At 68.2% G+C, this 26,223-nt stretch carries 20 protein-coding genes and 3 pseudogenes; 12 read left to right on the top strand and 11 right to left on the bottom strand.

The window, feature by feature from the left end; all coding sequences use genetic code 11:
• Positions 1–71: 71 nt before the first annotated feature.
• Positions 72–476: pseudogene (locus ACZ4RZ_RS49125) on the bottom strand (cytochrome P450); the annotation flags it as partial.
• A gap of 182 nt (positions 477–658) precedes the next feature.
• On the opposite strand from ACZ4RZ_RS49125, the gene ACZ4RZ_RS49120 reads away from it, so the two are divergent.
• Entirely contained in the window at positions 659–1,267 is a 609-nt protein-coding gene (locus tag ACZ4RZ_RS49120) for a PAS domain-containing protein (RefSeq protein ID WP_467754162.1), read from the top strand.
• A gap of 176 nt (positions 1,268–1,443) precedes the next feature.
• Here ACZ4RZ_RS49120 and ACZ4RZ_RS49115 read toward each other — a convergent pair whose 3' ends face one another.
• On the bottom strand, positions 1,444–2,685 hold the full coding sequence (locus tag ACZ4RZ_RS49115; RefSeq protein WP_399095393.1) for a PP2C family protein-serine/threonine phosphatase: 1,242 nt from the start codon (positions 2,683–2,685) through the stop codon (positions 1,444–1,446).
• A gap of 306 nt (positions 2,686–2,991) precedes the next feature.
• Between ACZ4RZ_RS49115 and ACZ4RZ_RS49110 the strand changes: the two are divergent.
• Positions 2,992–3,410, top strand: a pseudogene (locus ACZ4RZ_RS49110) (cytochrome P450); the annotation flags it as partial.
• A 22-nt stretch (positions 3,411–3,432) separates the two neighbouring features.
• On the opposite strand, the gene ACZ4RZ_RS49105 reads toward ACZ4RZ_RS49110, so the two are convergent.
• Positions 3,433–4,887: an amino acid permease gene (locus ACZ4RZ_RS49105; RefSeq protein ID WP_467754164.1), complete on the bottom strand. Its 1,455-nt coding sequence runs from the start codon at positions 4,885–4,887 to the stop codon at positions 3,433–3,435.
• Positions 4,888–5,767: 880 nt separating this feature from the next.
• On the opposite strand from ACZ4RZ_RS49105, the gene ACZ4RZ_RS49100 reads away from it, so the two are divergent.
• The 5 genes from ACZ4RZ_RS49100 to ACZ4RZ_RS49080 all read left to right on the top strand — a co-directional run bounded on the left by ACZ4RZ_RS49100 (position 5,768) and on the right by ACZ4RZ_RS49080 (position 11,018).
• On the top strand, positions 5,768–6,232 hold the full coding sequence (locus ACZ4RZ_RS49100; RefSeq protein WP_467754161.1) for a hypothetical protein: 465 nt from the start codon (positions 5,768–5,770) through the stop codon (positions 6,230–6,232).
• Positions 6,233–6,402: 170 nt separating this feature from the next.
• Positions 6,403–7,530, top strand: a complete 1,128-nt coding sequence (locus ACZ4RZ_RS49095) for a catalase family protein (RefSeq protein ID WP_399095376.1) — start codon at positions 6,403–6,405, stop codon at positions 7,528–7,530.
• Positions 7,531–7,611: 81 nt separating this feature from the next.
• On the top strand, positions 7,612–9,000 hold the full coding sequence (locus ACZ4RZ_RS49090) for a Dyp-type peroxidase (protein WP_467754159.1): 1,389 nt from the start codon (positions 7,612–7,614) through the stop codon (positions 8,998–9,000).
• Positions 9,001–9,102: 102 nt separating this feature from the next.
• A complete protein-coding gene (locus ACZ4RZ_RS49085) occupies positions 9,103–10,050 on the top strand; it encodes a zinc-binding alcohol dehydrogenase family protein (RefSeq protein ID WP_399095383.1) in 948 nt (315 codons plus the stop codon).
• Positions 10,051–10,052: 2 nt separating this feature from the next.
• Entirely contained in the window at positions 10,053–11,018 is a 966-nt protein-coding gene (locus ACZ4RZ_RS49080; protein WP_399095387.1) for an alpha/beta fold hydrolase, read from the top strand.
• Positions 11,019–11,226: 208 nt separating this feature from the next.
• On the opposite strand, the pseudogene ACZ4RZ_RS49075 reads toward ACZ4RZ_RS49080, so the two are convergent.
• Together ACZ4RZ_RS49075 and ACZ4RZ_RS49070 are read right to left on the bottom strand one after the other, a co-directional pair.
• Positions 11,227–11,355 (bottom strand): annotated as a pseudogene (locus ACZ4RZ_RS49075) (IS481 family transposase); the annotation flags it as partial.
• A 545-nt stretch (positions 11,356–11,900) separates the two neighbouring features.
• Positions 11,901–12,050 carry a hypothetical protein gene (locus ACZ4RZ_RS49070; protein WP_399097481.1) on the bottom strand — a complete coding sequence of 50 codons (150 nt, stop codon included), beginning with the start codon at positions 12,048–12,050 and terminating at the stop codon, positions 11,901–11,903.
• Between ACZ4RZ_RS49070 and ACZ4RZ_RS49065 the strand changes: the two genes are divergently transcribed.
• The 4 genes from ACZ4RZ_RS49065 to ACZ4RZ_RS49050 all read left to right on the top strand — a co-directional run bounded on the left by ACZ4RZ_RS49065 (position 12,043) and on the right by ACZ4RZ_RS49050 (position 17,628).
• Positions 12,043–13,080, top strand: coding sequence for an IS110 family RNA-guided transposase (locus ACZ4RZ_RS49065; protein WP_467754158.1), 1,038 nt, complete (start codon positions 12,043–12,045; stop codon positions 13,078–13,080). The two genes, ACZ4RZ_RS49070 and ACZ4RZ_RS49065, sit on opposite strands and share 8 nt — an antisense overlap.
• A 261-nt stretch (positions 13,081–13,341) precedes the next feature.
• The gene (locus tag ACZ4RZ_RS49060) at positions 13,342–14,142 is read left to right on the top strand and encodes a choice-of-anchor P family protein (RefSeq protein WP_467754157.1); all 801 of its coding nucleotides are present in this window, start codon (positions 13,342–13,344) and stop codon (positions 14,140–14,142) included.
• 120 nt (positions 14,143–14,262) lie between these two features.
• The gene (locus ACZ4RZ_RS49055) at positions 14,263–14,805 is read left to right on the top strand and encodes a hypothetical protein (RefSeq protein ID WP_467754156.1); all 543 of its coding nucleotides are present in this window, start codon (positions 14,263–14,265) and stop codon (positions 14,803–14,805) included.
• A gap of 150 nt (positions 14,806–14,955) precedes the next feature.
• Complete coding sequence (locus ACZ4RZ_RS49050) at positions 14,956–17,628, top strand: glycosyl hydrolase (protein ID WP_467754155.1); 2,673 nt, start codon at positions 14,956–14,958, stop codon at positions 17,626–17,628.
• 72 nt (positions 17,629–17,700) lie between these two features.
• Here ACZ4RZ_RS49050 and ACZ4RZ_RS49045 read toward each other — a convergent pair whose 3' ends face one another.
• The 5 genes from ACZ4RZ_RS49045 to ACZ4RZ_RS49025 all read right to left on the bottom strand — a co-directional run bounded on the left by ACZ4RZ_RS49045 (position 17,701) and on the right by ACZ4RZ_RS49025 (position 24,006).
• Positions 17,701–17,922 carry a hypothetical protein gene (locus tag ACZ4RZ_RS49045; protein WP_467754154.1) on the bottom strand — a complete coding sequence of 74 codons (222 nt, stop codon included), beginning with the start codon at positions 17,920–17,922 and terminating at the stop codon, positions 17,701–17,703.
• 369 nt (positions 17,923–18,291) lie between these two features.
• A complete protein-coding gene (locus ACZ4RZ_RS49040; protein ID WP_467754153.1) occupies positions 18,292–18,468 on the bottom strand; it encodes a hypothetical protein in 177 nt (58 codons plus the stop codon).
• The gene (locus tag ACZ4RZ_RS49035) at positions 18,431–19,249 is read right to left on the bottom strand and encodes a hypothetical protein (RefSeq protein ID WP_467754151.1); all 819 of its coding nucleotides are present in this window, start codon (positions 19,247–19,249) and stop codon (positions 18,431–18,433) included. The genes ACZ4RZ_RS49040 and ACZ4RZ_RS49035 overlap by 38 nt, the downstream gene beginning before the upstream one ends.
• Before the next feature lie 331 nt (positions 19,250–19,580).
• On the bottom strand, positions 19,581–21,494 hold the full coding sequence (locus tag ACZ4RZ_RS49030) for a sialidase family protein (protein WP_467754150.1): 1,914 nt from the start codon (positions 21,492–21,494) through the stop codon (positions 19,581–19,583).
• A gap of 130 nt (positions 21,495–21,624) precedes the next feature.
• Complete coding sequence (locus ACZ4RZ_RS49025) at positions 21,625–24,006, bottom strand: hypothetical protein (protein WP_467754149.1); 2,382 nt, start codon at positions 24,004–24,006, stop codon at positions 21,625–21,627.
• A 413-nt stretch (positions 24,007–24,419) separates the two neighbouring features.
• Between ACZ4RZ_RS49025 and ACZ4RZ_RS49020 the strand changes: the two genes are divergently transcribed.
• Positions 24,420–24,911 carry a hypothetical protein gene (locus tag ACZ4RZ_RS49020; RefSeq protein WP_467754148.1) on the top strand — a complete coding sequence of 164 codons (492 nt, stop codon included), beginning with the start codon at positions 24,420–24,422 and terminating at the stop codon, positions 24,909–24,911.
• A 12-nt stretch (positions 24,912–24,923) separates the two neighbouring features.
• Here ACZ4RZ_RS49020 and ACZ4RZ_RS49015 read toward each other — a convergent pair whose 3' ends face one another.
• Positions 24,924–25,244 (bottom strand): hypothetical protein, encoded by a 321-nt coding sequence (locus tag ACZ4RZ_RS49015; protein ID WP_467754147.1) that lies wholly within the window; start codon positions 25,242–25,244, stop codon positions 24,924–24,926.
• Between the last annotated feature and the right edge of the window lie 979 nt (positions 25,245–26,223).

Below are 26,223 nucleotides of genomic sequence, written 5' to 3'. Positions count from 1 at the left end.
GCGCCAGTACAGCGGCACCGCGGGCAGAACCGAGAACTGCCAGATCGGGACGTTTTTGGCCTACTCCTCGGCCAAGGGTCGCGCCTTGATCGACCTATCACCGGGTGGTAGGCGCGTATCGACCCCAGGGCGAAGGCGGGCATGAGGATGTCGTGCGCCTTGGCCCAGTTCGGCTCGTCGTTGAAGGCGGTGAACAGGCCGTCGCCGGCGAACTCCCTCACGTTCACGAGCCCCTGGCTCAGGGCCTTGGAGAAGCGCTGTTCGTCAGCGAGCTCCGTGACCAGGTCCAGTCCACTGACGAAGAGCGTGTCGTGGCCGTGCAGGCGCTGGACGAAGACCGGGCCGTGCCCCCGGGCCAGCTCCATCAGCTGGAGGACAGGCGTCTCGCCGGGCCCGGTGGCGGAGATGTCGATCACGGGAACGCCGTCCGGAACGTCTTCGCTCGCCGCCTGTGGCAAGGACTGGGTGTCGGTCATGGAGATGCACCCCTCTGCGGTGGATCGTTCAGGGACTGTCGCCCTAGGTGGGCGGCACTCCTCCACCGTCACTCCGCCGGAATGCCCTGGATCGCGCCACTGCTACTAATTCTTGTAGAGGTATCGGTGCGCGTGGGATTGCCATCCCTCCACACCACATGTACGTCCGGCGGGAGCAGCGAATGGACACTCCAGAGCATCGGGCGGGCGGCGAGTCGAGCCCGCGCGCGCCGCAGCGGGACAGCGACCAGGCGGTCTACTGGCGCAACCAGGCCATCGCGTTGTTCGACCGAATTCCGCTCCCCGTCGCCTTCTGCGACGCGGAGGGCACCGTCATCTCGGCCAACCACGCCATGGCCTCGGAGTGGGGCACGCTCGCCGGCCGCCTCGTCGGACGCCGCGCCCTGGACCTCTTCCACCCCACGGCGCAGCGCCGGCTCGATCCCCTCTCGGAAGCGCTACGGCTGCGCCGCAGGGCGCGGTATCCGGTCGAGGTGACCTGGTGCCCGGCGGTCGGCGCGGAACGACGCGGCGAGCTGACCATCGACGTGATCGGCACCGCGCCCGACGGTCCGCTCAACCTGCTTCTCGTCCTGCGCGTCTCCGAGGAACCGGCCGACCTGCCGGTCTCGCAGACGAAGGCATCCGGACAGGCCAGTGACATCGAAGCACGCATCCTCGCCCTGGCGGCCAGCGGCTTCACGAGCACCCGCATCGCCACCGAGGTCGGCCTGACCGCAGACGTGTCAACTATCACCTGGCGCGCCTGTCCCGGCGTTGGGGAGTCATGAACAGAACGGCTCTGGTGGCACGCGCCTACGTGAACGGGGTGCTCTCACCGCATGCCTGGCCACCCGCGCCCGCCGAAGTCGAACCCGCCCGGGAACGGGAGGAACCGCCACGGTGACCCGTTCGCCGATGAGGGCCGACGGGTTACGAGCAGCGAAGTGATGTTCGGACTCGCTTCTCAGAGACGGACGACGACCAGGGCAATGTCGTCACTGGCTCCCTTGCTGACGCCGAGGTGGGTCAGGAGAGTGTCGGCGATGTCCTCCGGTGCGAGCCCGACACACCTTTCCACGAGGGCGTCGGTCAGTCGGTGAATGCCGGTGTCGATGTCCTCGTCACGGCGCTCGATCAGGCCGTCGGTGTAGAGCACAAGGGTCGAGCCGCGGCCGTACTCGATACCGATCTGAGGGCGGGGGACATGCTCCGGGCGGGCTCCCAGCGGTGGGTCTGTGGCCCGGTCCAGCAGTGTGCAGCGCCCGTCAGGGTGCAGTAGGACCGGAGGGGGATGGCCGGCGCTGCTGTACATGACCAGTCGGGAGCGCGGGTCGATCAGCGCGGTGACGACCGTGGTTGCCATGGCCCCTTCGATCGAGCGCGCATACACGCCCAGGAGCTCCAGAGCCTGGGCGGGCCCGGCCGCGGCCCGGCTGGCGGCGGACAGTGCGCTGCGCAGCCTGCCCATGACGGTCGCGGCCTCCAGCCCATGACCTACCACGTCCCCGACGGCCACCCAGAACCGGCCGTCCGGCAGATCGACAGCGTCGTACCAGTCGCCGCACACATTCAAAGAGCCGACCGCGGGCAGGTATCGCACCGCGACATCCTGGTGCCGGGCCAGGTCGGGCGACTGGAGCATCGCCTCCTGCAAGGTGATGGCGACCCGCCGCTCGCGGGTGTTGGCCCGGCGCAGATCTTCGTTGAGACGCTGCACTTTCCGGGCGCGCTCGTACAGTTCGGCCTCCGTCCGCTGCCTGGCCCCGGGCTTGTCGGGGAGGCGCCCTTCGCGGGCGAAGGCGGTTACGTCTTCCACATGGAGGAGAATCCAGCTCACCTGCCCCTCTGGTCCCAATACCGGCGTGTTGATCAGGGACCACCATCGCTCCTCGAACTCGCCAGGTCGGCTCGCGACAGGGATGTCGTACCTCAGCAGCGCCGTCGTGTCCGGCTCCCGGGTGGAGAGCGCCCGCTCCAGCGAGGCCGCCACCAGGGCGCGCACGTGATCCGCATCGGGGTCCGCGGGGTTCACCAAGAGGGCGTCGAAGAAGGGCTTCCCGATCAGATCCTCGCAGGCGCGCCCCGTTACCTGGCAGTACGCCCTGTTCACGGCGGTGATCATCAAATTCGGAAGGAGCACCAGGCACGGGCTGGGGGTGGCAGCGAAAAGCGCAGCGTAGTCGACCTCCGCTGTGGCCGCTCGCACTGTTCCAGCCGCCGAACTGCCCACCTCTTCACTGTATGAGGGCCGTACGGGTCTCGCTCACCGGGCACAACATCCGTCGTCGGTGCAAACCAGGCCAGGTCCCTGGCCAGGGCGGGCCCGGCACGGCTGTCCTCCTGTCCTGCCCTAACCCACCGGCCGCGACCGCTCGACCGCCCGCCATGGCGGCGGCGCCGAGTGCGCGGCTCCGCGGTCCGCTCCCGCTTTGCGAGCGGCTTCGGCAGGGGTGATTCTGGGGGAGAGGCATGCCGATCCAATCGTGAGATGAGGCTTGTCGTCGATCTCAACCGGCGCCAACCGAACCTGACCGTCCCCCTCATCGAGGAAGTGCTGCGGTACGAGCCCCCGGTCCGGTTCATCCCGTGGACGACGGCCCTGGACGACATCGACATCGCCGGCACCACCATCCCCAAGGGCGCGCCGGTCTGGCTCATGCCGGCCGCGGCCAACCGCGATCCCAAGCGCTTCGAGAACCCCGACCGGTTCGATCCCGACCGCACGGACAACGAGCACCTCGGCTTCTACACCGGCATCCACTACTGCTTCGGCGCCCCGCTCGCCCGGATGGAGGCGCAGCTCGCCCATCCCGAGCTGTTCCGCGGGTCGAGGACCTCCAACTGCGGCAGGACCCTCCGCCGTACCGCGCCAACGCGGTGCTGCGCGGCCCCCGCCACCTCCCCGTGGCCATCGGGGGCCTCACCGGATGAGTGCCCTCACGTGAGGGCCGGGTCAAAGGTCCAGTCGGAGTTTGAGCAGGCAGACGATCACGTCGGTGCGGGAACTCAGCAGGCCGGCCATGAGAAGGCCGCGCTGGTTGTGGAGGATCCGGTAGCGGTCGTGCATGGGTTCCAGCTGCGGGATGAGGACGGTGACCTGCCGGTCGTCGCGGGAGATCCGCTCGACGTAGTGGACGACGGGACGCACCAGGGAGTGCTCCGGGCTGTCGATGATGTCCAGCCGCGCACCAGGGTTCCACTGGGCCCAGCCGGCGCGCATGGCGTCCGCCTTCGCCTGGTCGTCGAAGACGGCGACCACAACGACCTCGTCGCCCAGCGTGTACGCGGCGTTGACGGCGGAGACGGCGACCGCGTCGACCCCGCCCAGGGGAACGACGACCAGACTGCGGGTTCGTGTGGGCTGCGGTGGGGTGCCGTCCAAGCTGAGCTTTTCCCCGACGAGCGTGTAGTAGCGCTCGATCCGGGAGAACAGCAGCATCAGCAGCGGCACGAGGATGACCACGATCCAGGCGCCGGCCAGGAACTTGGTGGTGAGCAGGACGATACCGGCGACGGCGGTCAGCACGGCCCCGATGCCGTTCACCAGTGTCCGGGGCAACCACACGCCGGGGCGCTGCGAGATCCAGTGCCGGACGAGACCGGTCTGGCTGATGGTGAAGCCGACGAAGACACCGATGGCGTACAGCGGGATCAGCCGCTGGGTGTCGGCGCTGACGATGATCAGCAACACAGCGGCCAGCACCGCCAGAGCGGCGACGCCCCAGCGGTGGACGGGCCGCTCCGAGCGCAGGGCGAACATATGCGGGAGACGGTCGTCCTTGGCAAGGAGACTCATCAGGACCGGTAGACCGCCGAAGCTGGTGTTCGCGGCGATGCCCAGCACAAGGGTGATGGCGTAGTAGACCCATCCCGTCCCGAAGGCACCGGCAGTCAGCTGGGCCAGCAGCGTCACACCACCGCGCGGCACGACGTGATGACGGCGGATCGCCAAGGACAGCCCGATGAGCATGGCGCCCAGCAGCAACCCCAGCAACAGCTCGGTGTGTTGCGCCCGTCTGACGCGAGGCCGGCGGAACATCGGAACGGAGTTGGCGATGGCCTCCACTCCGGTCAGCGCCGAACATCCCGCGGAGAACGCCTTGAGCACCAGGAGGACGCCCAGCGCCTCGACAGCGGGGAACGACTCGTGTGTTCCCACTGTTGCCGAAGGCTGTGACCGGAACAGCCCCACGACGATGACACTGATCACGCTGATGACGAACAGGGCCATGGGCAGCAGCAGCACCCGTGCGCTGTCGGCGATGCCGCGCAGGTTGACGGCGGTGATGACGGCAAGTGCAATCAGGCACACGGCCAGAAGGTGGTCGGAAAGGACGGGGAACGCCGATGCGAGGCTCGCGGCGCCGGCGGCGAGGCTGACGGCGACGGTGAGGACGTAGTCGACGATGAGGCTGGCCGCTGCCAGCAGGCTGACCGGTCTGCCCAGACTTCTTCGCCACCGCGTAGGATCCGCCGCCGTCCGGGTGTACGGCGATCACCTGGCGGTAGGAGACGACCAGGACGGCCAGCAGTCCGGCGATGACCAGCGTGATCGGCAGCATCGCCGTGAGCGCGCCCGATCCGGCGGCCACTAGTACGACAACGATGGCTTCCGGGCCGTACGCGACCGAGCTGAGGGCGTCCAGCGACAGTGCGGCCAGCCCTTGGACCACTGTCAGGTGGGACTTTCCGCCTTCACCGTGCCGCCGTGGGACCTTGGGGTGCGGTTTCCTGGGTGCCGGCCCCAGTGTCATGGCAAGCTCACCGATCCTTCGGCGGGTGTATCGCCGGCACCGGGCTGCGGGCCGTTCATCAGCGCCGCATCACCGTGCGTGGCGGACGGATCGGGCGAGGCAGGCACACTGCGCTTCCCGGCGCCGGTCGGGAGGAACGGCAACGCTCATGACGTCTCCGCTTCGGTCGAGAGGTGACCACTGCATTCCAGCTTCGGAGAGCCTGCGGGGACCTGCACGCTCACCGCGCTGGACGGGTGCCACACAGCCGTCTGTCACTGCCCGGTAGGTATTGGCGTCGTCCCTTTGGGCAACTAAAGGAAAATATCCCGTCCGGGCCGTCGTTGAACCGGCCTGACTGAGTAGACGCCAGGTGGTTAACCATTCAGGCAGATGGGTCCATGTTCCTGGTGTGTTGTGCGGTGGCATGGCACCTACGCAGGGGCGTAGCGTCGGTAGGGGTGAGAGGAATTCGTCCGCGAACATTCCTCGGACGAGTGAAGGGGTACGGCCATCATGTCTGAAACCCAAATGCCCGCTGCCGACCTTCCCCCCGTGGAGAGCGCGGGTCGTGTGGGCAGGCGCCAAGGCAAGGTCAGTGAGCTGACCACCATCTTGCCGCTCAAGCCGGGCGGCGCAGATCGACTGCGCGCCAAGCTCGCCGACCCGCGGGCCTACGGAGCCGCGGAGCGCGTCGGCACCGTGCACGACATGCGCTACGTGATCTTCGACGACGACACCAAGCTGCTGTTCTGCACTGCCTACGACGGTGACTGGGACCCCTACATCAATGACTTCGCCACGTTGGTTCCCGAGATGCTGGACTTTGTCTTCGAGGAAGTCGAGGGGTGGCCGGGCCTTCGCGACAACCCGAAGCGAACAGCAGATTTCATCGCCGAGCACCAGGTGACGGCCGACGGCTGGTACTGCGCCAATCCGGACGCCACCGTGAAGGACGTGCGCCGCGGTCAGCGGATCACCAAAGCCTTCGACAAGCTTCTCGACGCGGCCCAGGGCTGAAAGGCCACCGCCCCCGGCATCCACCTGGCTCTGTTCGTCGTGACGCCTGAGGCCCTGGGCACTGGGACAGTCTGCGGGCGAACCCGCCGGGAGTGAGCCCGTTCGAGAGATGGTCCGACACCACGGCATCTGCCCGGGGATGCGCCGAGCGACCAAGGATCGGTCGAGTCATGGCCACAGAATTCGTGAAGTACACACCGGACGTCGAAGCCGATGACCCGCAGTTCGACAAGAATCTGCAGATCGCGATGCGGGATTCGGGGCGGTTCGTCGCCGACTCGGTGACAGCCGAAGGTACCGGGCAGGCTGTCCGCTCCGCGCATGCCAAGGGCTACGCCCTGGTCAGGGCTGAGGTGGAGATCCTCGAGGAGCTCCCGGCCGAGTACGCGCAGGGCATCTATGCCACGCCGGGACGCCACGACGCACTCATCCGCTTCTCCAACGGCTCCGGCCATCTCGGGACCGATGCACGGCTCGGCGGCGTGGCCGGACTGGCGCTGAAGCTCTTCGACATCGACGGTCCGACCCTGCTGGAGGACGAGCCCGACACGCGCACCTTCGACTACGCCAACATCAACGCGCCGATCTTCTTCTGTAACACCGCGGAGCACTACGCGTTCATCCAGGAGCTGGTCGCTGACGCGCCGACCTATCTGGCCAAGGGCAAGCCCGGCTTCCACCTGTTTCTCCACGACTTCGTCACGGGGAAGGGATCCCTGCCTCCGGAGGAGTGGGCCTGGGAGGAGCTCCGGGCGTTCCTTTCCGTCTCGCAGCGGCCGCTGGTGAACCTGCTGCTGTCGACCTACTGGACGATGGGCTCGGTCCGGCATGGCGACTACATCGCCAAGGTACGCATGGCGCCCGCTGGCGGCTTCGCCGACAAGGTGGTGCAGCGAAGTGTCGATCCGGCATCGGCACCGGAGGTCTTCCGGCCGGCTCTGGTGGCAGAACTGCGTGAGCGTCCCTACGAGTTCGATATCCAGGTCCAGCTCTGTGCCGACCTGGAGCAGATGCCGGTGGAAGACGTCACCGTCGAATGGTCCGAGGAACTGTCCCCGTCCGTCACGGTGGCAAAGCTCCGGATTCCGCAGCAGGACATCTCCGGCGAGGACAACCTCAGGAAACTGGACGCTCTGTCCTTGAATCCGTGGCGGGTGACGGCGGAACACCGGCCCCTCGGCAACATCATGCGGGTCCGCAAAGAGGTGTACCGGAATTCCTCCATCCTTCGACACAAGCTGAACGACCAGGAGCGCAAAGAACCCCGCAGCGCCGACGACGTGCTTCCGTTGCAGTAGGGACCTGACTGCCAGGACGTGAACGGCGCCCCTGTTTCCGCAGTGGGCCGACGCGGCACGGCAAGAGCGAGAAGGAGCGACGTGGCAACGACGGGGACGACGCACCAGGAACAGGTACTCGAGCTGGCGGACATCCAGGGCACGGTGCTGCGGCAACGGCCCTCGCCCTACACCGGCGCCTACTTCCTGCTCCGCGTCGACGATCCCGCGGACGGCCGCCGGCTGCTGCGGCGTCTGGCACCCGATGTGGCCACGGCGGTCGACTGGTGGAATCCGCCGGAGCGGGCCTGGCTGAACGTGGCTCTGAGCTATTCCGGACTGCGTGTCCTGGGCGTCCCCCAGGAGTCATTGGACAGCTTTCCGGCGGAGTTCCGCGAGGGGATGGCCGCCCGTGCCGAGACCCTCGGTGATGTCGGTGAGAGCAGCCCCGAGCACTGGGATCCTCCTCTGGGCAGCACGGACGTGCACGTGGCGCTGGCCCTGTTCGCCCCGGATGACGCCACGCTGCAGTCCGTGCTGGACATCGCCCACCAGGCTCACCACGATCTGCCGGGCGTTTCGGTGATCTACCGGATCGACACGCCGCAACTGCCCACCGGGCGTACTCATCTGGGGTTCGTCGACGGTATCGGCGAACCCGACATCGAGGGCAGCGGCGTAGCCGACATCTTCCAGACGAGCCCCGACCACTACGGCTACCTGCCCGGCTTCGGCGACGCCATCAAGGCCGGCGAGTTCCTGATGGGTTACGTCAATCAGCTGGGCGAGCCCGCACCCATGCCGCAGCCGGAGGTCCTGGGCCGCAACGGCACCTACCTGGCCTTCCGTAAACTGCACACCCGGGTCTCGGCCTTCCGCCAGTACCTGAACGCCAACGCCGACTCACCCGAAGAGGAAGAGCTGCTCGCGGCGAAGATGGTCGGCCGCTGGCGCAGCGGGGCGCCCCTCATGCTCGCCCCCGAGCACGACGACCCCGCCCTCGCCTCCGACCCGCAGCGCGTCAACGACTTCTCCTACCACGAGGAGGACCCGCGCGGCCTGCGCTGCCCCCTCGGCTCTCACATCCGGCGCGCCTACCCGCGCGACTCCCTGGTGGAAGGGCTCGTCGACCCGACCATCCACCGCGCCCTGCGCCGAGCCGCCACCTACGGCCCCCCACTCCCCGAAGGACAGTTGGAGGACGACGGCGAAGACCGCGGCATCGTGTTCATCTTCATGGGCACCGACATCGCACGGCAGTTCGAGTTCATCAAGTCCCAGTGGATCAACGACGGCAACTTCACCGGACTCGAGGACGAAAAGGACCCGCTGGTGGGAGCCAACGACGGCACCGGGGTGTTCACCATCCCCAAGCGCCCCATCCGCCGACGGCTGCAGCAGCTGCCCCGCTTCGTGGTCACCACGGGCGGAGAGTACTTGTTCGTGCCTGGCATCCGGGCCCTGAACTGGCTCGCCGAGTCCGGTTCCTGAGCGTCAGGGGGCGGTAGTCACCGCGTACGCCGGAAAACGGCAGCGCGGTCAGAAAGCGCGAGGCCGTCAAGCGCCTGCCGGGACTCGACTAGGGAGTGGCGAATGAAAACAACGGCAGCGCGACTGGTGGAGCACGGTCGCCCCCTCGAGGTCACGGAGGTCGACCTGCCCGCGCCGAGCGCCGACGAGGTCGAGATGGAGATGGCGTACGGCGGGGTGAACCCGGTCGACCGTTACCGGGCCCTGGGCAAGGTGGACGCCGGATCACCGGTTCCGCGCACTCTCGGAGCCGAGGGCGCGGGATTGGTGGATGGCAAACCCTTCGTGGTCTTCGGCCACGGGGTGGGAGCCACACGGGACGGTATCTGGGCGACCCGCGCCGTGGTCCCACGTTCCGCGCTGATCGAGGTGCCCGACGGCGTCGAGCTGCGGCACGCTGCCGTCATGGGCGTCGCGGGGGTGACCGCCTGGCGGACGGTAACCGAGCTGGGCCGAGTGACGCCCGACGACCGGGTCCTCGTCCTCGGTGCGAGCGGTGGCGTGGGCTCGACCATCGTTTCGCTGGTCCACCGGCTCGGAGCAACGGTCTGGGGTCAGAGCGGTGACCCCGGCAACGTCGAATGGCTCCGAGCCCAGGGTGCGGACCGGGTAGTGGTGGGTGATGTCCACGATCTTGTCGAGCGGGTGAACGAATTGCAGCCGAGCGTGGTGTTCGACCCACTCGGTGGCGGCTTCACCGGTGCTGCGATCGAGGCGCTGGCCCCGCGTGGCCGCCTGGTGATCTTCGGGACCTCAGCCGGTCCAACGGGCACGGTGCCCCTCCAGACCATCTACCGCTCCGCGTTGCGGATCCTGGGCTACGGGGGCCTCAGGGATCCGGACAACGTGCACCGTGCCGGGCTGCTGGAGGCGTTGCGGGCGCTTGCGGAGCATCGTCTCAGCGTGGTCGTCGGCCGGACGCTGCCGCTGAGCGCCGTCAACAAAGCGCTCGAGTTGATCGCGGAACGCGCCGTTCGCGGCAAGATCGCCCTCGACCTGCGGGAGGGGTGACCATGGTCGAGCACCGCAGCGTCACCGTCGGAGAAGTTCGGCTGCACATCGCGGAGGAGGGCGAAGGGCCTCTGGTCCTCCTGCTCCACGGCTTTCCCGAATGCTGGTACAACTGGCGCCACCAGTTCACGCCCCTGGCCGAGGCCGGATACCATGTTGTTGCACCTGACCAGCGCGGTTACGGTCGCAGCGACCGGCCTCCCGCGGTTGAGGAATACACCATCCTGCACCTCGTCGGCGACATCATCGGCCTGATCCACGCACTCGGAGTACAGCAGGCCGTGGTCATCGGCCACGACCTGGGCAGCCGGGTGGCCTGGTCCACCGCGCTGATGCGGCCTGACGTGGCCCGGGGGGTCGTCGGCCTCAGTGTCCCGCCGCCGCGACGCGGTCCTGTCCCTCCGCTGCAAGCGATGCGCGAGCGCTTCGAAGGCCGGTTCTACTGGAACTACTTCCAGGCCCCCGGCGTCGCGGACGCCGAACTCGCGAAGGACCCGCGCACCACCTTCCGCCGCGTGATGTACGGGCTCTCCGGCGACACCCCGCACAGCGACCCGCCGGTCGAGCCGCTTGTCCCACCGGGACGGGGATTCCTGGACCTCTTCGAAGACCCTGAGGAACTGCCCGCCTGGCTCACCGAAGTCGATATCGACACACTCGCGACGGAGTTCGCCGAAGCCGGGTTCACCAGCGCTCTCAACTGGTACCGCAATTTCGACCGGAACTGGCAGCTGACTGCCCCATGGGACGGCGCACAGTACCGCGTGCCCGGCTGCTACCTCACCGGCGATCGAGACCTGGTCTACGGGTTCCCGGGGATGGACCAACTCATCCCCGCCCTACCCACACTCCACCCGACCATCGGACCGGCGCACATCCTGCCCGGCTGCGGCCACTGGATCGCTGAGGAGCGACCCGACGAGGTGAATGCGGCGCTCCTGGAATTCCTCGGCACCCTGCACAGGTGACGATCAGTCGGCTGCGGTCGAAGTCGGCACGTCTTTTCGGCAGCGGCGGGCGCCCACAGTGGTGCGGGCGCCGTCACCGACATCTACGGTCCCTGAGTTTCGAGGTACGTGCGATGCCACCTCCACTCTGTGGATTCTCGACGTCGCTGTGACGCGAAGAATCGGCGGCGTACGCGTGGCCGATCGCCGGGTGGTTCAAGACGTAAGCGGTGTATTGACCCGCAGCGTTGTTCACGCGGCTGATGGGTGGGTGGCCGCCGAGTGCGGTGTGGCAGCGATGGTGGTTGTAGGTGTGGAGGAAGTCTGCCAGGGCGGCGGTGCGTTCGGCGTTGCTGGTTTAGGGCCGCAGCCGCTGGGGGGCAGGATCCCTCGGCGCGATCCCGCCGCACATCGAGTAGGGGCGAACCGCCGGTGCTCGCACGTCAGCGGCCAGGACCGCGTAGAGCACCCACCTCGTGGAGGAGCTGGGGGAAGCCGGCGAGGACCTCGCCCAGCAGTTATAGGACTTGGAGTCGGCCGTTTACCAAGATGAGGGTTCGAGGCCGTCAGTGTGGTGGTCGAGGAAGAGCAGCCTGTGCGCCGGGCCGCTCGGCTGTCCGTCAATGCCGGTCACGGGTGGACGCGGAGTCAACTCATCGTTATCCCGTCCAGAGCAGGTTCAGTGCCGGTTCGGACGAAGTCTCCCGGGAGCGGTCGGGTCATGGGGTTGTGCCGGGGGCAGTGGGACGATTGCGTAGCGCCGTTCGGGGCGGGGTCTGACTCATGACATCTTTGACCAAAGTGTCTTGTCACGGGCGTGTCGACTGCCGTTGCGGGTGGTGCCTGCTGTCACCGAGCCACAGGGCGTGTCCCCATAGGGGCCTTGCTGTCTTTCAGGCGCCATCACGGTTCAGACCGCCCGACCGGCAGGTGCCAGCCACCCAGCACTTCACCACGCGGGAGGCAGACCACCATGACGACCAGACAGCGCAGCATCTCTTCCACCAGCACGGGCCCGCCCGCTTGGGGCGAGGTCGTCTTGGGCGTGGACACGCACGGCGAGGTTCATGTCGCCGCGGTGGTCTGTCCACTGGGCCAGATCCTGGGCACCAAGTCCTTTCCGGCCACGGCGGTCGGCTACCGTCGGCTGCTTGTCTGGGCCCGCAAGTTAGGGACGGTGCGGCGGGCCGGGGTGGAGGGGACCGGTACCTTCGGCGCGGGCCTGTCGCGCTACCTGCTGGCGCAGCATGTCGTGGTGTTCGAGGTGAACCGGCCCGACCGCTGGGCCCGCCGTCTGCTCGGGAAGTCGGACCCGCTTGATGCGCAGGCTGCTGCGCGGGCCGTGCTCAGCGGTCGCGCCCAGGCGCGGGCGAAATCTGGCGACGGTCCGGTGCAGAGTGCTCGGATGTTCAAGCTGGCCAAGGATTCCGCGGTCAAGGCCCGCACTCAGGCGATCAACCAGCTCAAGGCGGTCCTGGTCGTAGCCGACCCGGCCCTGCGGGAGCGACTGTCCAGCCTGGGCAACCGCGAGCTGTTCCGCACCTGCGCACGTCTCAGCCCGCGCGAGGGCGGGGCCGGCGGGGGCGACGAGGACACCGTAGTTGAGGCCACTCTCATGACGCTGAGCATGCTGGCTCAGCGCATCGAGCAGCTCACCGGGCAGATCGATGAGCTGAATCAGCGACTGACTGGGCTCGTTGAACGCCATGCCCCGCAGCTGCTCGCGCCGGTGGGTATCGGCCCGGACTGCGCTGTCACGCTTCTGATCACCATGGGCGACAATCCCGAGCGGCTGAGCACCGAGGCGTCTTTCGCCGCGCTGTGCGGAGTCAGCCCCATCGAGTACTCCTCGGGCGGTCGGAGCTCACGGCGGCTCAACCATGGTGGCGACCGGCAGGCGAATGCCGCTCTGCACCGCATCGTGTTCACCCGGCTGCGCCACGACCCCCGCACCCAGGCGTACTTCGAACGCCGCACCCAGGAGGGCAAGACTCGGCGTGAGATCATCCGATGCCTCAAGCGATATGCCGCCCGCGAGGTCTTCAACCTGGTCAGGACGGTCTCTACCGACCCCCCGTTATAGGGGCGTCCTTGATGCATGCCTCGGAGCGGTTGACCCACTGCTGACCGTGGTTGAAGGGCTCGTCGTTGCACCAGGGGACGAACCTATTCGGGCGTTCCGCGTTGACCGCCTTGACGGAGACGGCGGAGGTGGCGGACGGTCCGGCCGGACCGCTTCCTCCGATGACACTCATGCTGACGTCGGTCGGGGTGGTGTCGTCCGCGGCGCCGCCGTCGTTGCCGACGAACGCCTCCGGCGTGCTGCCCTTCCACTGCGCGAAGGGTGCGCCTGTCCGGAACTCTCACCGAGGACGACACGTCCCCGATCGCCGGACGTAAGGTCTCCTTCACGCTCGGCACGGGTACGTCCCAGCAGTCCTGCACCGGCACTACGGACTCCGCGGGGCACGCGTCCTGCACCATCGATCAGGCGAACCAGCCGCTCAACGACGCCGCCACCGTCCCGATGACGGTCTCCTTCGACGGTGACGCCTACTACCTGCCCTCCGGCGCCACCGCCCAGCTCAAGCTGGAGTACTACACCGGACGCGCCTATGGGATCACTGGCAAGGTCGACCTGCTCCTGACCCAGCTCGACCTGAAGCCGACCCCGGACACCGGCGCCATCCGCACCGCCCAAGCGTCGAGCACCGACACACCGTGCACGGCGTCCGTCGACGCGGTGATCATCACGGCCCATGCGCTGTGCCCGAAGGTGGTCACCATGCTGGCGCCGGGGACCTCGAAGGCCACCACCACCGTCAAGGACGCCTCCATCGGCATCCCGGGCCTTCCGGTCATCGGCATCAGCGGACTGACCGCCTCCTCCACCAGCACCTGCCAGAAGACGACCGGGAGCGCCACCCTCACCCTCACCATCGCGGGCATACCCACCACGGTGCCCACCGCTCCCAACAGCACCATCGACCTCGGGGGCGGCGCCAAACTCGTCGTCAACGAGCAGAATCCTGTTCCCGGTGCGGACTTCGGTCTGACCGTGAACGCCGTCCAGCTCACTGCCGCCGGAGGACTCGTCAACGTCATCGTCGGCTCCGCCACCAGCGACACGCACAACTGCGTCTGATCCCACCCCAGTGCGTGGGGGCGGCGCCCGGCAGGGAACGCTGGACACCGCCCCCACGTCGAACCGACAACACCAGCCGTGGTCCGGCATCCCGCACGCGGGCCGGACAAGGAGGAACCGATGCCTGCCCGCCGCCAACTCCTGACCATGGCGGTCGCGTTCGCTGCCGCCGGACTCCTGCTCGCCGGCTGCTCCTCCGGAGACGGCGGCGGGACCTCCGCGAGGCCGAGCCGCACCCCTACGCCCTCCGCGCCGTCGGCAACGGAGACGGCACCATCGGCAACGGACTCAACGCCAGGGGTAACCGGGACACCGAGCACGGCCGGAGCGTCACGGCCCGCCACCACCCCCGAACTCAGCATCACCACGCTGCGACCCGGCGGGACCGTCACCCTCCCCGCCACGGTCGGCTATACGATCAGCGGCCTGCGCTTCACCGCCTCCGACGGGTACCGGCTGCATCTGACGCTGGGTGGCTCGGGCTCGTACAGCCTGGATCTCCCCCTGAGCGGCCCCACCGGCACGGTGACCATTCCGCGCGACAAGATGCTCCCCGGCAAGCGGGACCTCACGTTCACCGTCGTCCGCGAAGATGACGCGTCGGCATGGTCGGCCCAGCACGCGACACATGTGGCTGATGTCACCATCTATGGCCCCAAATAGCCGGGGCTAGAGGGAAGTTCTGGTTCATGTGCGCCGCAAGGTAAACACCGCGCCATTTTTCCTGTGAGCCCTTTGTGTGACTGTTGTGGGCACGCCAAGATCCTCTCTGCGCCGGGGCACCCCCAAACCCCGCCGCAGGGAGGAGAGGGCATGTTGCCCCCAAGGCATCAGCGGCGGTTCATAACCTGCACCGTCGTGGCCGCCGCGTTCGGACTGGTAAGCACCCAGTCGTTCGCCGCGTCGACCGACACCAGACCACGGCCGTGGCAGGCGCGGCACCAGGCCGCGATAGGCCGTCAGCACATCAAGGCAGTGCACGCGGGCCATGGAATGTCCGCGTTCGCCGCTGAGGGCGATGACGACGGGGCCGACGAGGCGGAGAACTCCGCTGAGGCCACGGCCCAGTTCACTGAGGCGCGCACCGCGCCCGGTGTGGTCGCGCCCGGCGCCTACGGCGCGGCTTGGCAGCAGTTGCAGTCGATGCGGCACACGCCCGGCGGCTGGGACCACGTTACGAAGAAGCCGTACGACTCCGACGACCCCCGCTACCGCGATCAGAACTCCAACTCCAGCGGCGGCTCGGGCAAGGTCACCGGACGCATCACCGGCATCGCCGCCGACGATCAGGGTTATGTGTATGCGGGCGGCGCCAACGGTGGCGTCTTCCGGTCGACGACCGGGGGCGGGCACTGGAAGCCGATCGCCGACAAGCTGCCGTCGCTGTCGACGGGCACGCTCGCCCTGGACCGTAAGAAGCGGCTCTGGTACGCCACGGGCGAGTCCAACACCGGGGCGACGTCCTTCGTCGGTACGGGGGTTTACGTCCTGAAGGACCCGCGCCACGGCAAGTTCCAGCCCGGCGACCGCGTCGGCGGTGCCGAACTGGAGTCCGCGGTCATCCACGCGCTGCGCTTCGCCGGCACCAAGGTGTGGGCGGCGACCAGCACGGGCGTGTGGTCGCACTCCACGACCACCCTGTCCGGACCGTGGAAGCACGAGTTCGCCCCCAACCCGGACTATCTGCCGGGCGGTTCGAAGGCGGACGATCCGAGCGCGCCGTACAAGAACATCGCCAACGACATCGCCGTCGACCCGAAGGACCCGGACAAGGTCCTGCTCGCGGTCGGCTGGCGCGGTGGCGACACCTACAACGGGCTCTACGCCAAGCAGGACGACGGCAGCTGGAAGCCGGTCGGCGGACTCGGTGACCTGCCCACCAGCAGTGACGACGTCGGCGACATGACATTCGCCGCCGCGGCCGACGGCTCGCGCCTGTACGCCATCGACCAGTCGCCGGCGCAGATGGCCGCCAATCCGGACAGCGGGCTCAAGGGCGTGTACGTCTCGAAGAACGGCTCGCCGTTCGGACCGTGGACGCTGATCGCCGACTACACCAAGCTGAAGGCGTCCGGCTCCGCGCTCCAGGGCGACGGCTACATGCCTGGCATCCAGTCCTGGTACAACCAGTTCCTCCAGGTCGACCCGGCCAATGCCGACCATGTCTACCTCGGCCTGGAAGAGGTCTTCGAGACCAAGAACGGCGGCTCCACCTGGACGACTCCGGGCCCGTACTGGAACTTCCCCTTCCCCTGCTGGAGCATCGACCCGGCCAAGCAGACCGGCGACTGTTCGCCCACCACGCACTCCGATCAGCACGCGGTCGCGCTCGGCAGCTACAAGGGCAAGAGCTGGGCGTACGTCGGCAACGACGGCGGAATCTACCGCCGTCCGCTGAACGGTGCGGTGGACTCCGGCGGTCACGCCAAGGACTGGCAGTCCCTCAACGACGGCACCCTCGACGCCCTGCAGTACTACTCCGTGGGCGTCGGCAAGGACCTCGCCAACGGCGGCGTCTCGGTGACCGGCGGCCTGCAGGACAACGGCCAGTCGATCCTGCGCGGCCACGACAAGGTCATGGGATCCAACTTCGGAGGCGACGGCGGCGACACCATCGCCGACCCCGCCAACGGCTGCAACATCGCCGCCGAGTACGTCTACCTCGACATGTGGGTCACCCAGAACTGCGGTGTCAACGACGGTTCCTGGACGACCGACCCGTCGAAGGCCACCGAGTACGAGGTCGCCCCGCCGGACAAGGACCTCGGCGGCGCTGGCGCCCGCTTCATCGCCCCGATCACCGCCGACGCCAAGGACACCAACACCTGGGTCGCGGGCGGCCGGCACGTGTGGGTGCAGACCAAGGGCTTCGCGATCCGCTCCGGCAAGGAGTGGGCGAACGCCTACGACCTCGGCGAGGGCCACGTGGCCACCGCTGTGGCCTCCTCGGGCGGCACGGTCTACGTCGGCTGGTGCGGGCCCTGCAACAACCAGGGCTTCACCCGGGGCATCGCGGTCGGCAACACCGACGGCACCGGCTGGCACCAGCTCACCCTCCCGGTCGACGGCACGATCCCGAACCGCTACATCTCCGGATTCGAGGTCGACCCGGCTAACGCCCAGCACGTCTACGTGGCCGTCAACGGCTTCTCCCGTCGGTTCACCGAGGGCCCGGGGGCGGGCGTCGGACACGTCTTCGAGTCGAAGAACGGTGGCGCGAGTTGGACGGACATCTCGGCGAACCTGCCGGACGTCCCCGCCGACACGGTCAAGCTCCTCCCGAACGGCGGCCTCGCCCTCGGCACCGACCTGGCCACCTTCTACCGCCCCGCCGGCGCCAAGAAGTGGCTGGTCCTGGGCCATGGCCTGCCGAGCACGGCTGTGATGCAGCTGCGCCTGGGCCCCGACGGCAAGCTGTACGCGGCCACGCACGGACGCGGCCTGTGGTCCTTCGACGTACGGCGCCTCAAGGGCCGTAAGGACTGATCACGACGGACTTCGGTCATACGGCGGCCGGTGCACCCTTCGCAGGGACGCACTGGCCGCTGCGTGTTCGGCTCACTGCACCGGATACGCCGCCACACTCAGCCGGAGCGTGAAGAGCGGCGCGCTCTGCGGTCCCCAGATGACGGTCACCGACCCGGTGCTCGCGGCACGCACCGTGACCGTGGTGACACCCTTTCTGTCGGTGGCGGTCGAGGTCACCAGCGCCAGCATCGGATTGCTGCTGCGCGGCTGGGGCCAGGGGCCCTCGGGGCGCGGATCCAGCACCACGGTCACGGTCGTGCCGGACCGCACACATAGGTTGCGGGCGGAGGCGTCTCCAGGGCGGTGGGTGACGGTGGTGGAGCCCGCGACGCAGCCTGGGGACGCGGAGGATGTCCTATGAGGAGCTGGGGTTCCTGACGGTGACGTTGCCGACCCTGTCACAGAGGGCGAGCTGGTGATTCCTGGCGTGCTGGGGTCGCTCTCCGAGGGAGTCGCGGTGGGTGGATCGGAGGAAGGACGCGGAGGTGCCGAGTCCGCCTCCGAGCTGCCACCGCTGCCTCCGCAGGCGGTCAGCAGACAGGACGAGGCGACCAGGACGGCCGCGAGCCAAGCCCGGGATCCTCGACCGCAGGCCGACCCGACCCGCTGGGTCGCCGCCGGCTACGTGCTGCCGCAGTTCTGGCCGCTGTTGCGGGTGTAGAAGCCGTACGAGGGGACGGTGCGGTCCCACCAGGAGTAGTTGCCGGAGTTCTCCGCCCACGCGAACACCCGGAAGGAGCTGCCGTTGGTCTGGCCCCAGTTACTGCCCCAGTACAGGGTGTCGGTGGACCCGGGCACCAGCTTGAAGGTGAGGTTGTCCGTGCGAGTCAGGTAGTTGTAGCTGAAGCCGCTGCAGGTGCTCATCGGACTCTTCGGTAGTCCAGCTCGGGGTGATGTTCCAGTAGCACCAGCCGGTGTACGCGCCCGAGCCGGAGGCCGAGGCGTTGGCGATCACCAGGTGGTCACTGAACTGCAGCAGCCAGAACTGCCTGCCGGTCGCCGGGTCGTACTGGGTGACCTGGTCGCAGCAGAACCCCGACCCGAACAGCGAGTACGGGTCGAGGTAGGACCAGGTCGCGCCGTTGTCGGTGGAGCGGGTGGCGTACCAGTTGCCGGTCTGGAAGATGTTGGAGCCGTTGGCGTCGGTGCTCGGCTCCTGCGTCGACGACAGGTACGAGGCGCCGCCCGAAATCCCGGAAGTCGGTATGGCACTGTCGCGGACCACGCTGGCGAAGGACCGCACTGAGGACGGCTCGGCGACCGCGGCGCCGAGAGGGGCGTGCTTTGGCTTGGGCCCCGCCTTGCCCTTGTCCATGGTGTCCTCGTCGTACAGCCGGGCGTTGAGCTGGGCGAGCTCCTCGGCCGTGTACTGCCGCGGCTTGTCGGAGACGGCAGCCGTCATCCGAGCACCGCCGCCGGTCACCGCCTGGGCGGCACTGCCATCGCCGTGCGGGGTGGCGGACGCGGGCGTTGACTCGATGCCCGCCAGCCCGAACGACAGGATCAGAAGCACGACCGCCCAGACGGACAGTCTTCGCCGTCTGGCCCCGGTCAGCGGCATGCGGATGGAACCGGACATGCTGAAACCCCCTTGATGGTGGACGAATCGGATGCACGACGGCCTCGATCGCCACTCCCCCCACACGTGCCGGGCAGAGCACTGCCGCCGCACGCCAGCGAACCTAGCGACCCGTGACCGGCTCACCAAGAGCCGGGGCAAAGGAACCGAAATAGGTCGAATTCCCTTCCCGTGAAAGGGAACTGATGCAACACCAGGCCCGCCGGATGGCAGCAGCCACGGAGACCGAGGGGTGGCAACAGCGCATCACAGCCAAGTTCTCACCACAGCAAGTGGCCGAGGTGCGTACCGGTGGACACCGGTACGCACCTCGGGGCGGACAGCGGAGAGATCAGCGCCGGACCGGCAAGGGAACCGATCCAGCGGACCTGTGCGGTGCGGCGACGGTCGCCGCGCCGTGGGTCGTGGAGGGTGTGCTGCCGCCGGGGACGGTGAGCGGGCCGGCGGTGTAGAGGGCCTCGTCGAAGGCTTGCCCGTTGGTCGGGGTCTTGCCGACGGCGAAGACGGAGACCGCTTTACCGCCGATGACGGAGGTGGAGAGGTAGTCGCCGACCATACGGCCCTGTGTGGAGTCGGCGATCTGGGAGAGGGACATGGGCCCGGCGACGGTGGTCGGCGTGCTCCAGGTGCTGCCGCCGTTGGCGGAGGAGATGTAACCGACGTCCAACTGGCAGGTGGAGGAGGTGCAGTTGGCCGTCGGGTAGAAGTAGTAGTAGAGGCCGATCTTGGCCGTGGTGCCGGAGGTGGCGGGGTCGATGCCGATGCCGGGAATGAAGTGGTCGACGCCGCTGGTGGTGGCGTCGATCGGCACACGGGTCACCGACGACCAGCTTGTCCCGTTGGTCGAGGTGGCGTAGACGATGTCGTTGGCCGGGCAGCCGGAGCGGAAGCGGCAGTCCTGCCAGGCGACGTAGATCTTGCCGGCTCCGTCGATCTCGGCGGACGGCAGTCCCTCACCGTCCCGCAGGTTGCCGGCCACGCCATGACTGGAGACGTTGGCGATCAGCGTGCTGGAGGACCAGCTGGAGCCACCGTTGGTCGAACTGAAGGCCCGGACGGAGGAGCCGTTGGCGGAGTAGGGGACCACGACCGTGCCGTTCGGCTGGACGAGCGGCTGGCCGCCGAGCCCGCTGGGGTTGCCCGAGGGCGAGACGGGGCTCGACCAGGTGGTGCCGCCGTCGGTGGAGCGGCTCATGATGATGCGGTTGCCGGACGAGGTGAGGTCGACCTCGATGTAACAGCTGCCGTAGTAGGCGCTGGAGGCCGTGTTGTCGCAGACGATCCATTCCTTGTCGTAGCCCTGGCCGTCGTTGCCGACCGCCATGACCGGGTTCTGCCAGCTGGTGCCGTTCGTGGAGCGGCTGACCGTCACGCCCGCGCCGTTGACGTTGGAGTCGATGACCAGCCCGGCGACCATCCAGGTGCCGTGCTTGGCGTCGTACGCCACGGCCGGGTCGGACACGCGGGCCCAGCTGCCGCCCTGGTAGGTGGTGATGCCGGGGAGCATGCCGTGCTGCCAAGTTGTGCCGCCGTCGGCGGAGGTGTTCCAGCCGATGTCGGAGGCACCGCCGTCGGTGAACCGGCCGACCTGGGAGGAGGCGACGATTGTGTTGCCGTACGCGAAGGTGTCGGGTTCGAGTTCGGTGGCGTGCTGGCTGGAGGTGTTGGTGAAGGGGTCGGTGCTGACCTGGGTCAGGCCGGGCGGCGGGGTGGCGGTGGTGAAGGCGACGTCGTCGTAGAGGGTGTAGGTGGCGTCACCGGTGTAGTTGTCGTCGTGGCTGACGAGTTTGAGGGTGTAGCTGTGCCCGGCGGTCACGGAGGCGCTGGCCTGCTTCCAGCCCTGGCCGTTGGTGCACGTCTTGGCCAGCATGGTCGTTGTGGTGCCGGCGGTGGTGTCGGTGAGCGTGGCCGTGGCCCAGTCGTACGTGACCGTGTCCGGGCAGGTCAGGCTGTACCAGAAGGACAGCTGGTTGGCGCCGGTCGGTGCGGTGACGGTCTGGGCGATGGAGGAGTCGCCGTTGGTGGGGGAGGTGCCGCCGACACGGGCTGCGTAGGTGCCGCTGTGGGCACCGGAGTTGACTACGGAGGTGGTGCCTGTGCTGGTCCAGCCGGTGAGGCTGCCGGATTCGAAGCCGCCGTTGGAGACATCGGCCAGCGCTGGGTGTGACGCGAGGAGGAGTCCGCCTAAGGAGAGGAGGGCGGTGGTGGCGGTCGCGATGGATCTGCGGACAGCGGTGCGCGACATGAGAAGACCCCTTGTCGTCGAGGGGGGTGCGCCCCAGGCGGGGCGTCTGAGAGGGGGTGGACCACCGGTCGACAGTCAGTGATCCACCCCAGGGACGACGTTCAGGAACCGACCTCTGTTCTGATGCCGGTCAGGAGAGGGTCACGTCGTCGTAGCGGGTGTACGTGGCGTCACCGGACCAGTTGTCGTCGTGGCTGATCAGGGTGAGCGTGTAGCTGTGCCCGGCGGTGACGGAGGCCGTCTTCTGGACCCAGCCGGAGGACGACACACAGGTCTTGGCGAGCACCGTGGTGGTCGTGCCGGTGGTGTTGTCCTTGAGCGTGGCCGTGGCCCAGTCGTAAGTGAGCGTGTCCGGGCAGGTCACGTTGTAGTAGAAGCCGAGCGTGCTGGTCCCGGACGGAGCGGTGAACGTCTGGGCGATGGAGGAGTCACCGTTGGTCGGCGAGGTGCCGCCCACTCGAGCCGCGTACGTGCCGCTGTGCGCCCCGGAGCTGACCACCGCGGTCGTCCCCGCGGACGTCCAGCCGCTCAGCGTGCCTGCCTCGAAGCCTCCGTCGGTGATCGAACCGCCGCCGCTGCCGTTGACGGTGAGCGTGTACGTCGCCGTGTGCGTGGCCGAGGAACCGGTGCCCGTCACGGTGATGTTGTACGTGCCCGCCGGGGTCGACGAGGACGTGGCCACCGTCAGCGTGGACGAGCCGCCCGCAGTGACGGAGGTCGGGCTGAAGGTCGCGGTCGCCCCGCTGGGCAGCCCCGAGGCCGACAGGTTCACCGTCTGCGCCGAGCCGGACGTGACCGCGGTGGAGACCGTCGTGGTCGCCGACGATCCGGCCGTCACGCTGGACGAGGCAGGGCTGACCGACATCGAGAAGTCGTTGATCGCCGAGGAGCCACAGTTGGGCAGCGTGAACGAGGCGAGCCTGGTGTGCCAGTTGAAGTTGCCGTTGGCGGGGATGTACTCGCTCGTGTACCAGAAGGTGCAGTCGTCCACCGGGTCCACGGACATCGAGGTGTAGTCGCCCCAGCGGCTGTAGCTGGTCTGCGACCCGCCGCCGGTGATCGCGGTCACCTCACCCTGCGTCATCGTCCCGAGCGTGTCCCCGGCCAGACGGCCGGTGTACCGGATCGACGGGTGCACCGACGACGAGGACTGCGAGTAGCCGAGCGCGATGTTGCCGACCTTGTCCTCGGCGATCGAGCCCATCCACCGGTAGGTGGAGTCGGGGGCGTAGGTGCCCTGCTGGTAGACGGTCGGGTTGCCGCCCGACATGCGCAGCTCGTACCAGCGCACGCCCACCGAACTGCCTGCGGTCACCGCGTGATTGACCACGAGCGATTCGTGGTCGCCGAAGTTGCGGTAGGCCAGCCGGAACATCAACCGGTCGGAGAGCGAGTCGAGTTGTGTGCTGGTCCCACTCTGCGGAACGCAGGTACCCGAGCTGCCACAGGCGGTCGTGTACGACGCGACGGTAAGCGACGTCGGGCCACTGAAGGTGGAGTTGGCCGGAGTGGTCCAGTCGGTGTGGAACTTCCAGTACGCCAGGGTCGTACTGGTCGTGCCCAGGCCCACCATCAGCTCCGGCTCCCCGGACGGCGGTGCGGTCGAGCCGTCGAGGTCGGCGCCGAGCAGTCCGCCGTAGGAGGACGAGGTGGTGAAGCACTGCTGGGTGGCGCTCGCGCCGGTCAGCATCGCCGACCGGTTCAGCGCGCACGCCTCGGCGTTCAGGAAGCTGCCGGAGGCGGTGAACATGTTGTACGTGATGTAGTACGCGTCCGGCCACACCGAAAGCTTCGGGTAGTCGGGGAAGTTGGCGTACTGGAACGAGTAGCGGTAGTAGCTGCCGGTCGCGTCCGCGCTGGTGGAGACGGCCACACACTCGTAGTACGGGCCAGAGGACGAGGAGACGTTGGCGAACTGCGTCACCACCCAGCGGTTGGCGAGCGTGTCCCAGCGGACCACGGCGTCACCGTCGTTGGTGGACTGGCAGGAGCCGCCGAAGCCGGACCACAGGGTGCTGGTGTCGGTCGGCGCGAGGACGGTGGCACCGGACTTGGAGTACACCGCGTAGGCCGTGTTCACGGTCTCGACGATCTGGCTGGAGCCGACGGCGGAGTTCGGGTCCGGCGGTACACCGGTGATCGAGTAGTTGCCGGCGCCGATGCCCTCGAAGTTCGTACCCGTCGAGGGGGCGGACGGGCCGCCGGGGCTGGACTGCACGACCGGGTCGGGAATCGGGGAGGCGGGCGGGTGCGGCAGCCGCTCCTCGCCGGGGTCGTCGTCCTGCGCCTTCTTGCCGTGGTGGCCGTGGTGCGCGTGGGCGGCCATGGAGCGCAGAGTCGGAGAGGTGTCGTGCCGGACGGCGGGGCCGGTGTCGGCCGAGCGGTGCGCCGCCGGGGTGTGCGGTGCGGGATCGGCCTGGGCCGCGGGAGCGGAGAGCCAGAGAGCGGGAACTGCGGCCAGGATCGCGGTGAGCGCGGCTATCCGGCCGCGTCTGTGTCTGGATCGGGACATTGAACATCCTCTCGGGCAGCCGGAGATCACCCGGCCTGTGGGGTAGAAGGACGTTCACGCCGAAGGAGCGCGTGTTCGCAATCCGGGATGCTTGCACCGGACATGTCACACAACAAGAGAGACGGAGCCTGCGTGACGTGAAGCAACCGAGAATTTACGGAGTACAGTCAACTCACAGTAAAAACAGAGGGTTTCCTCTGTATCGCCAAAGGGATTCGCCTGTATCGCCCGTAGCGGGAGCGTGAGCGCCTACCGGACCAGGAACGCATCGCAGCTCCTCCGCGTCCCACCTTCGGCCTGTCCCGACTCCGTCTGGGGGGATCGTGAGACAGCGTCACACCGGCGCCCATTCACTCGCGGTTGTGGCCCTCATTGTTTCAGCCGCTGCCTGCGCGTCCGGCGCCGGGGCCACCGTGCCTGCCAAGAAGGAGCCGTCGGCCTCTGCTTCGGCCCGTTCGTCCTACGGGAGTACGGCCCCCGCCGGCTCTTCTGTCTCCGGCCCCACCATCAGCGGCTCAGCCTCGTCCATCCGCTCCACATCGGCGTCCCCCAGTACGCCATCAGCCACCACCGGCGGCTCCACCCGCCTGTGCCTCAGTGACACCGTCACGGTCCTCTACCCGCCTGCCGACAACCCCCTGCGCACCACCTGCGTCCACGCCGGCACGACGATCCACATCACCCTCAAGCCGGCGCCCAACTACAGCTGGGCGCCGGTTACGAGCTCGAACCCGAAGTCGGTTACGGTGCTCGACGACCACCTCGCACCCGACGGCACCCGGTCCGCCACCGCACGCGCCACCTCCCGGGGCACCGCCACCCTCAACTCGGCCGACACCTACACCCCCGACCCGCACGGTCCGCCCTCGCGGGCCTGGCAACTGACCCTCACCGTGGTCCCGTAGCGCTCGGTACGTCTACGACGGTTCGACGTGCACCAGCAGCCGCCACAGCCGCGTCTGCGGCCCGAACCGATCCCCGCGGAACGAGGACGTCGACCGCAGCTCCGCCTCACCGGTACCGGTCGCCCTGACCATGGCCCGTACGGTTCCCCCAATCGTTTCCGCCTCGATCACCGTCAAGGGTCCCGTGACCACCTCAACCGGAGTCCACCCGTAGGCGAGCGATCCCTGCAGAGTGATCACGACCTCGTCCCCGACCCGCAGCTCCATCGGCGACCTCGGTGGATCCCCGGGACGGTGGACGACCTCAACCTGCCTTGCACCGTCGTATGCCATGGTGCGAACCTAGCGCGAAGATCCGGCTGCTCGAGCCGGGCGTGATGATGCCCGCACGGAGAACCAGCTGCGCGGTGGCACGGTGTGCGCTGTGCCGGCAGGTTGTCGTGACGCGATTGATGCGGATTGTCTGAGCGGGTCAGGGAGTTCGAGACCGACCGCTATACGGATCTGCCCGTGCGGCGGCACACCACTCGGCGCGCGGGTAGGAGGTCGAGGTGCAGGTCTGCGGCACGGCAGGGAAGCCGTCGCCGTCACGTTCGCTGAGGCGTCGGGCTGCTCGTGCGGCCGAGTGCCGGTTCCGGAGCCAGACTCGTATGACCGACGCGAGGTCGTCGCCCTCTTCTCGGGGCTGCCGGGCCGATCTGTGTCGGCACGGCCTATGCCCGACTCCCTCACCCGAACGTGGCCTGAGGACTCACCGAAGGAGGCGGCACCGGCTGTCGGGGCGTGCTCTCACGTCCTCAGCCGCTGCGTGCGCCTGCACGCCGACGGGCTGTGCGTGACGGTCGGCGACACCTTCACCAGGACTGCATGAGCGAGGGCAAGACCGACGCGAGATCATCCGATGCCTCAGGCGCTGCCGCCCGAGAGATCTCAGCCTTGGTCCGGCCCACAGCCGCACGCCCCCGTCACAGGTCCATCCGTGAGATGTGGGAACGTGAGCGAGTGAGCACGACGACGACCAAACCCTTGGAATACAGCTTTGACGGGCCAGAAGACGCCCCGGTCCTGGTCCTGGGACCGTCCCTCGGCACAACACGCCACAGGTCGTAACGGCCGTCCATCGGCGTCCAGTCCTTCCATCTCGGGCACGAAATCGCAGGTCATGGCCTTCACGTCCGGGAGCGTCCGCCCAGTTGGTGACCGCTGCGTGATAGCGGGTGATACGGCGGAGCCCCGTCGGGAACCATCCCGGCGGGGCTTTTGCGGAGTTTGTCGCGGCCGCCGGTGACCTGTCGGCCTACGCGGCCGCCGG

Source organism: Streptomyces sp. NPDC027189, assembly GCF_055566975.1.
The sequence above is the reverse complement of the archived record's forward strand: the minus strand, read 5'-3'. Positions and strand labels throughout refer to the sequence as shown.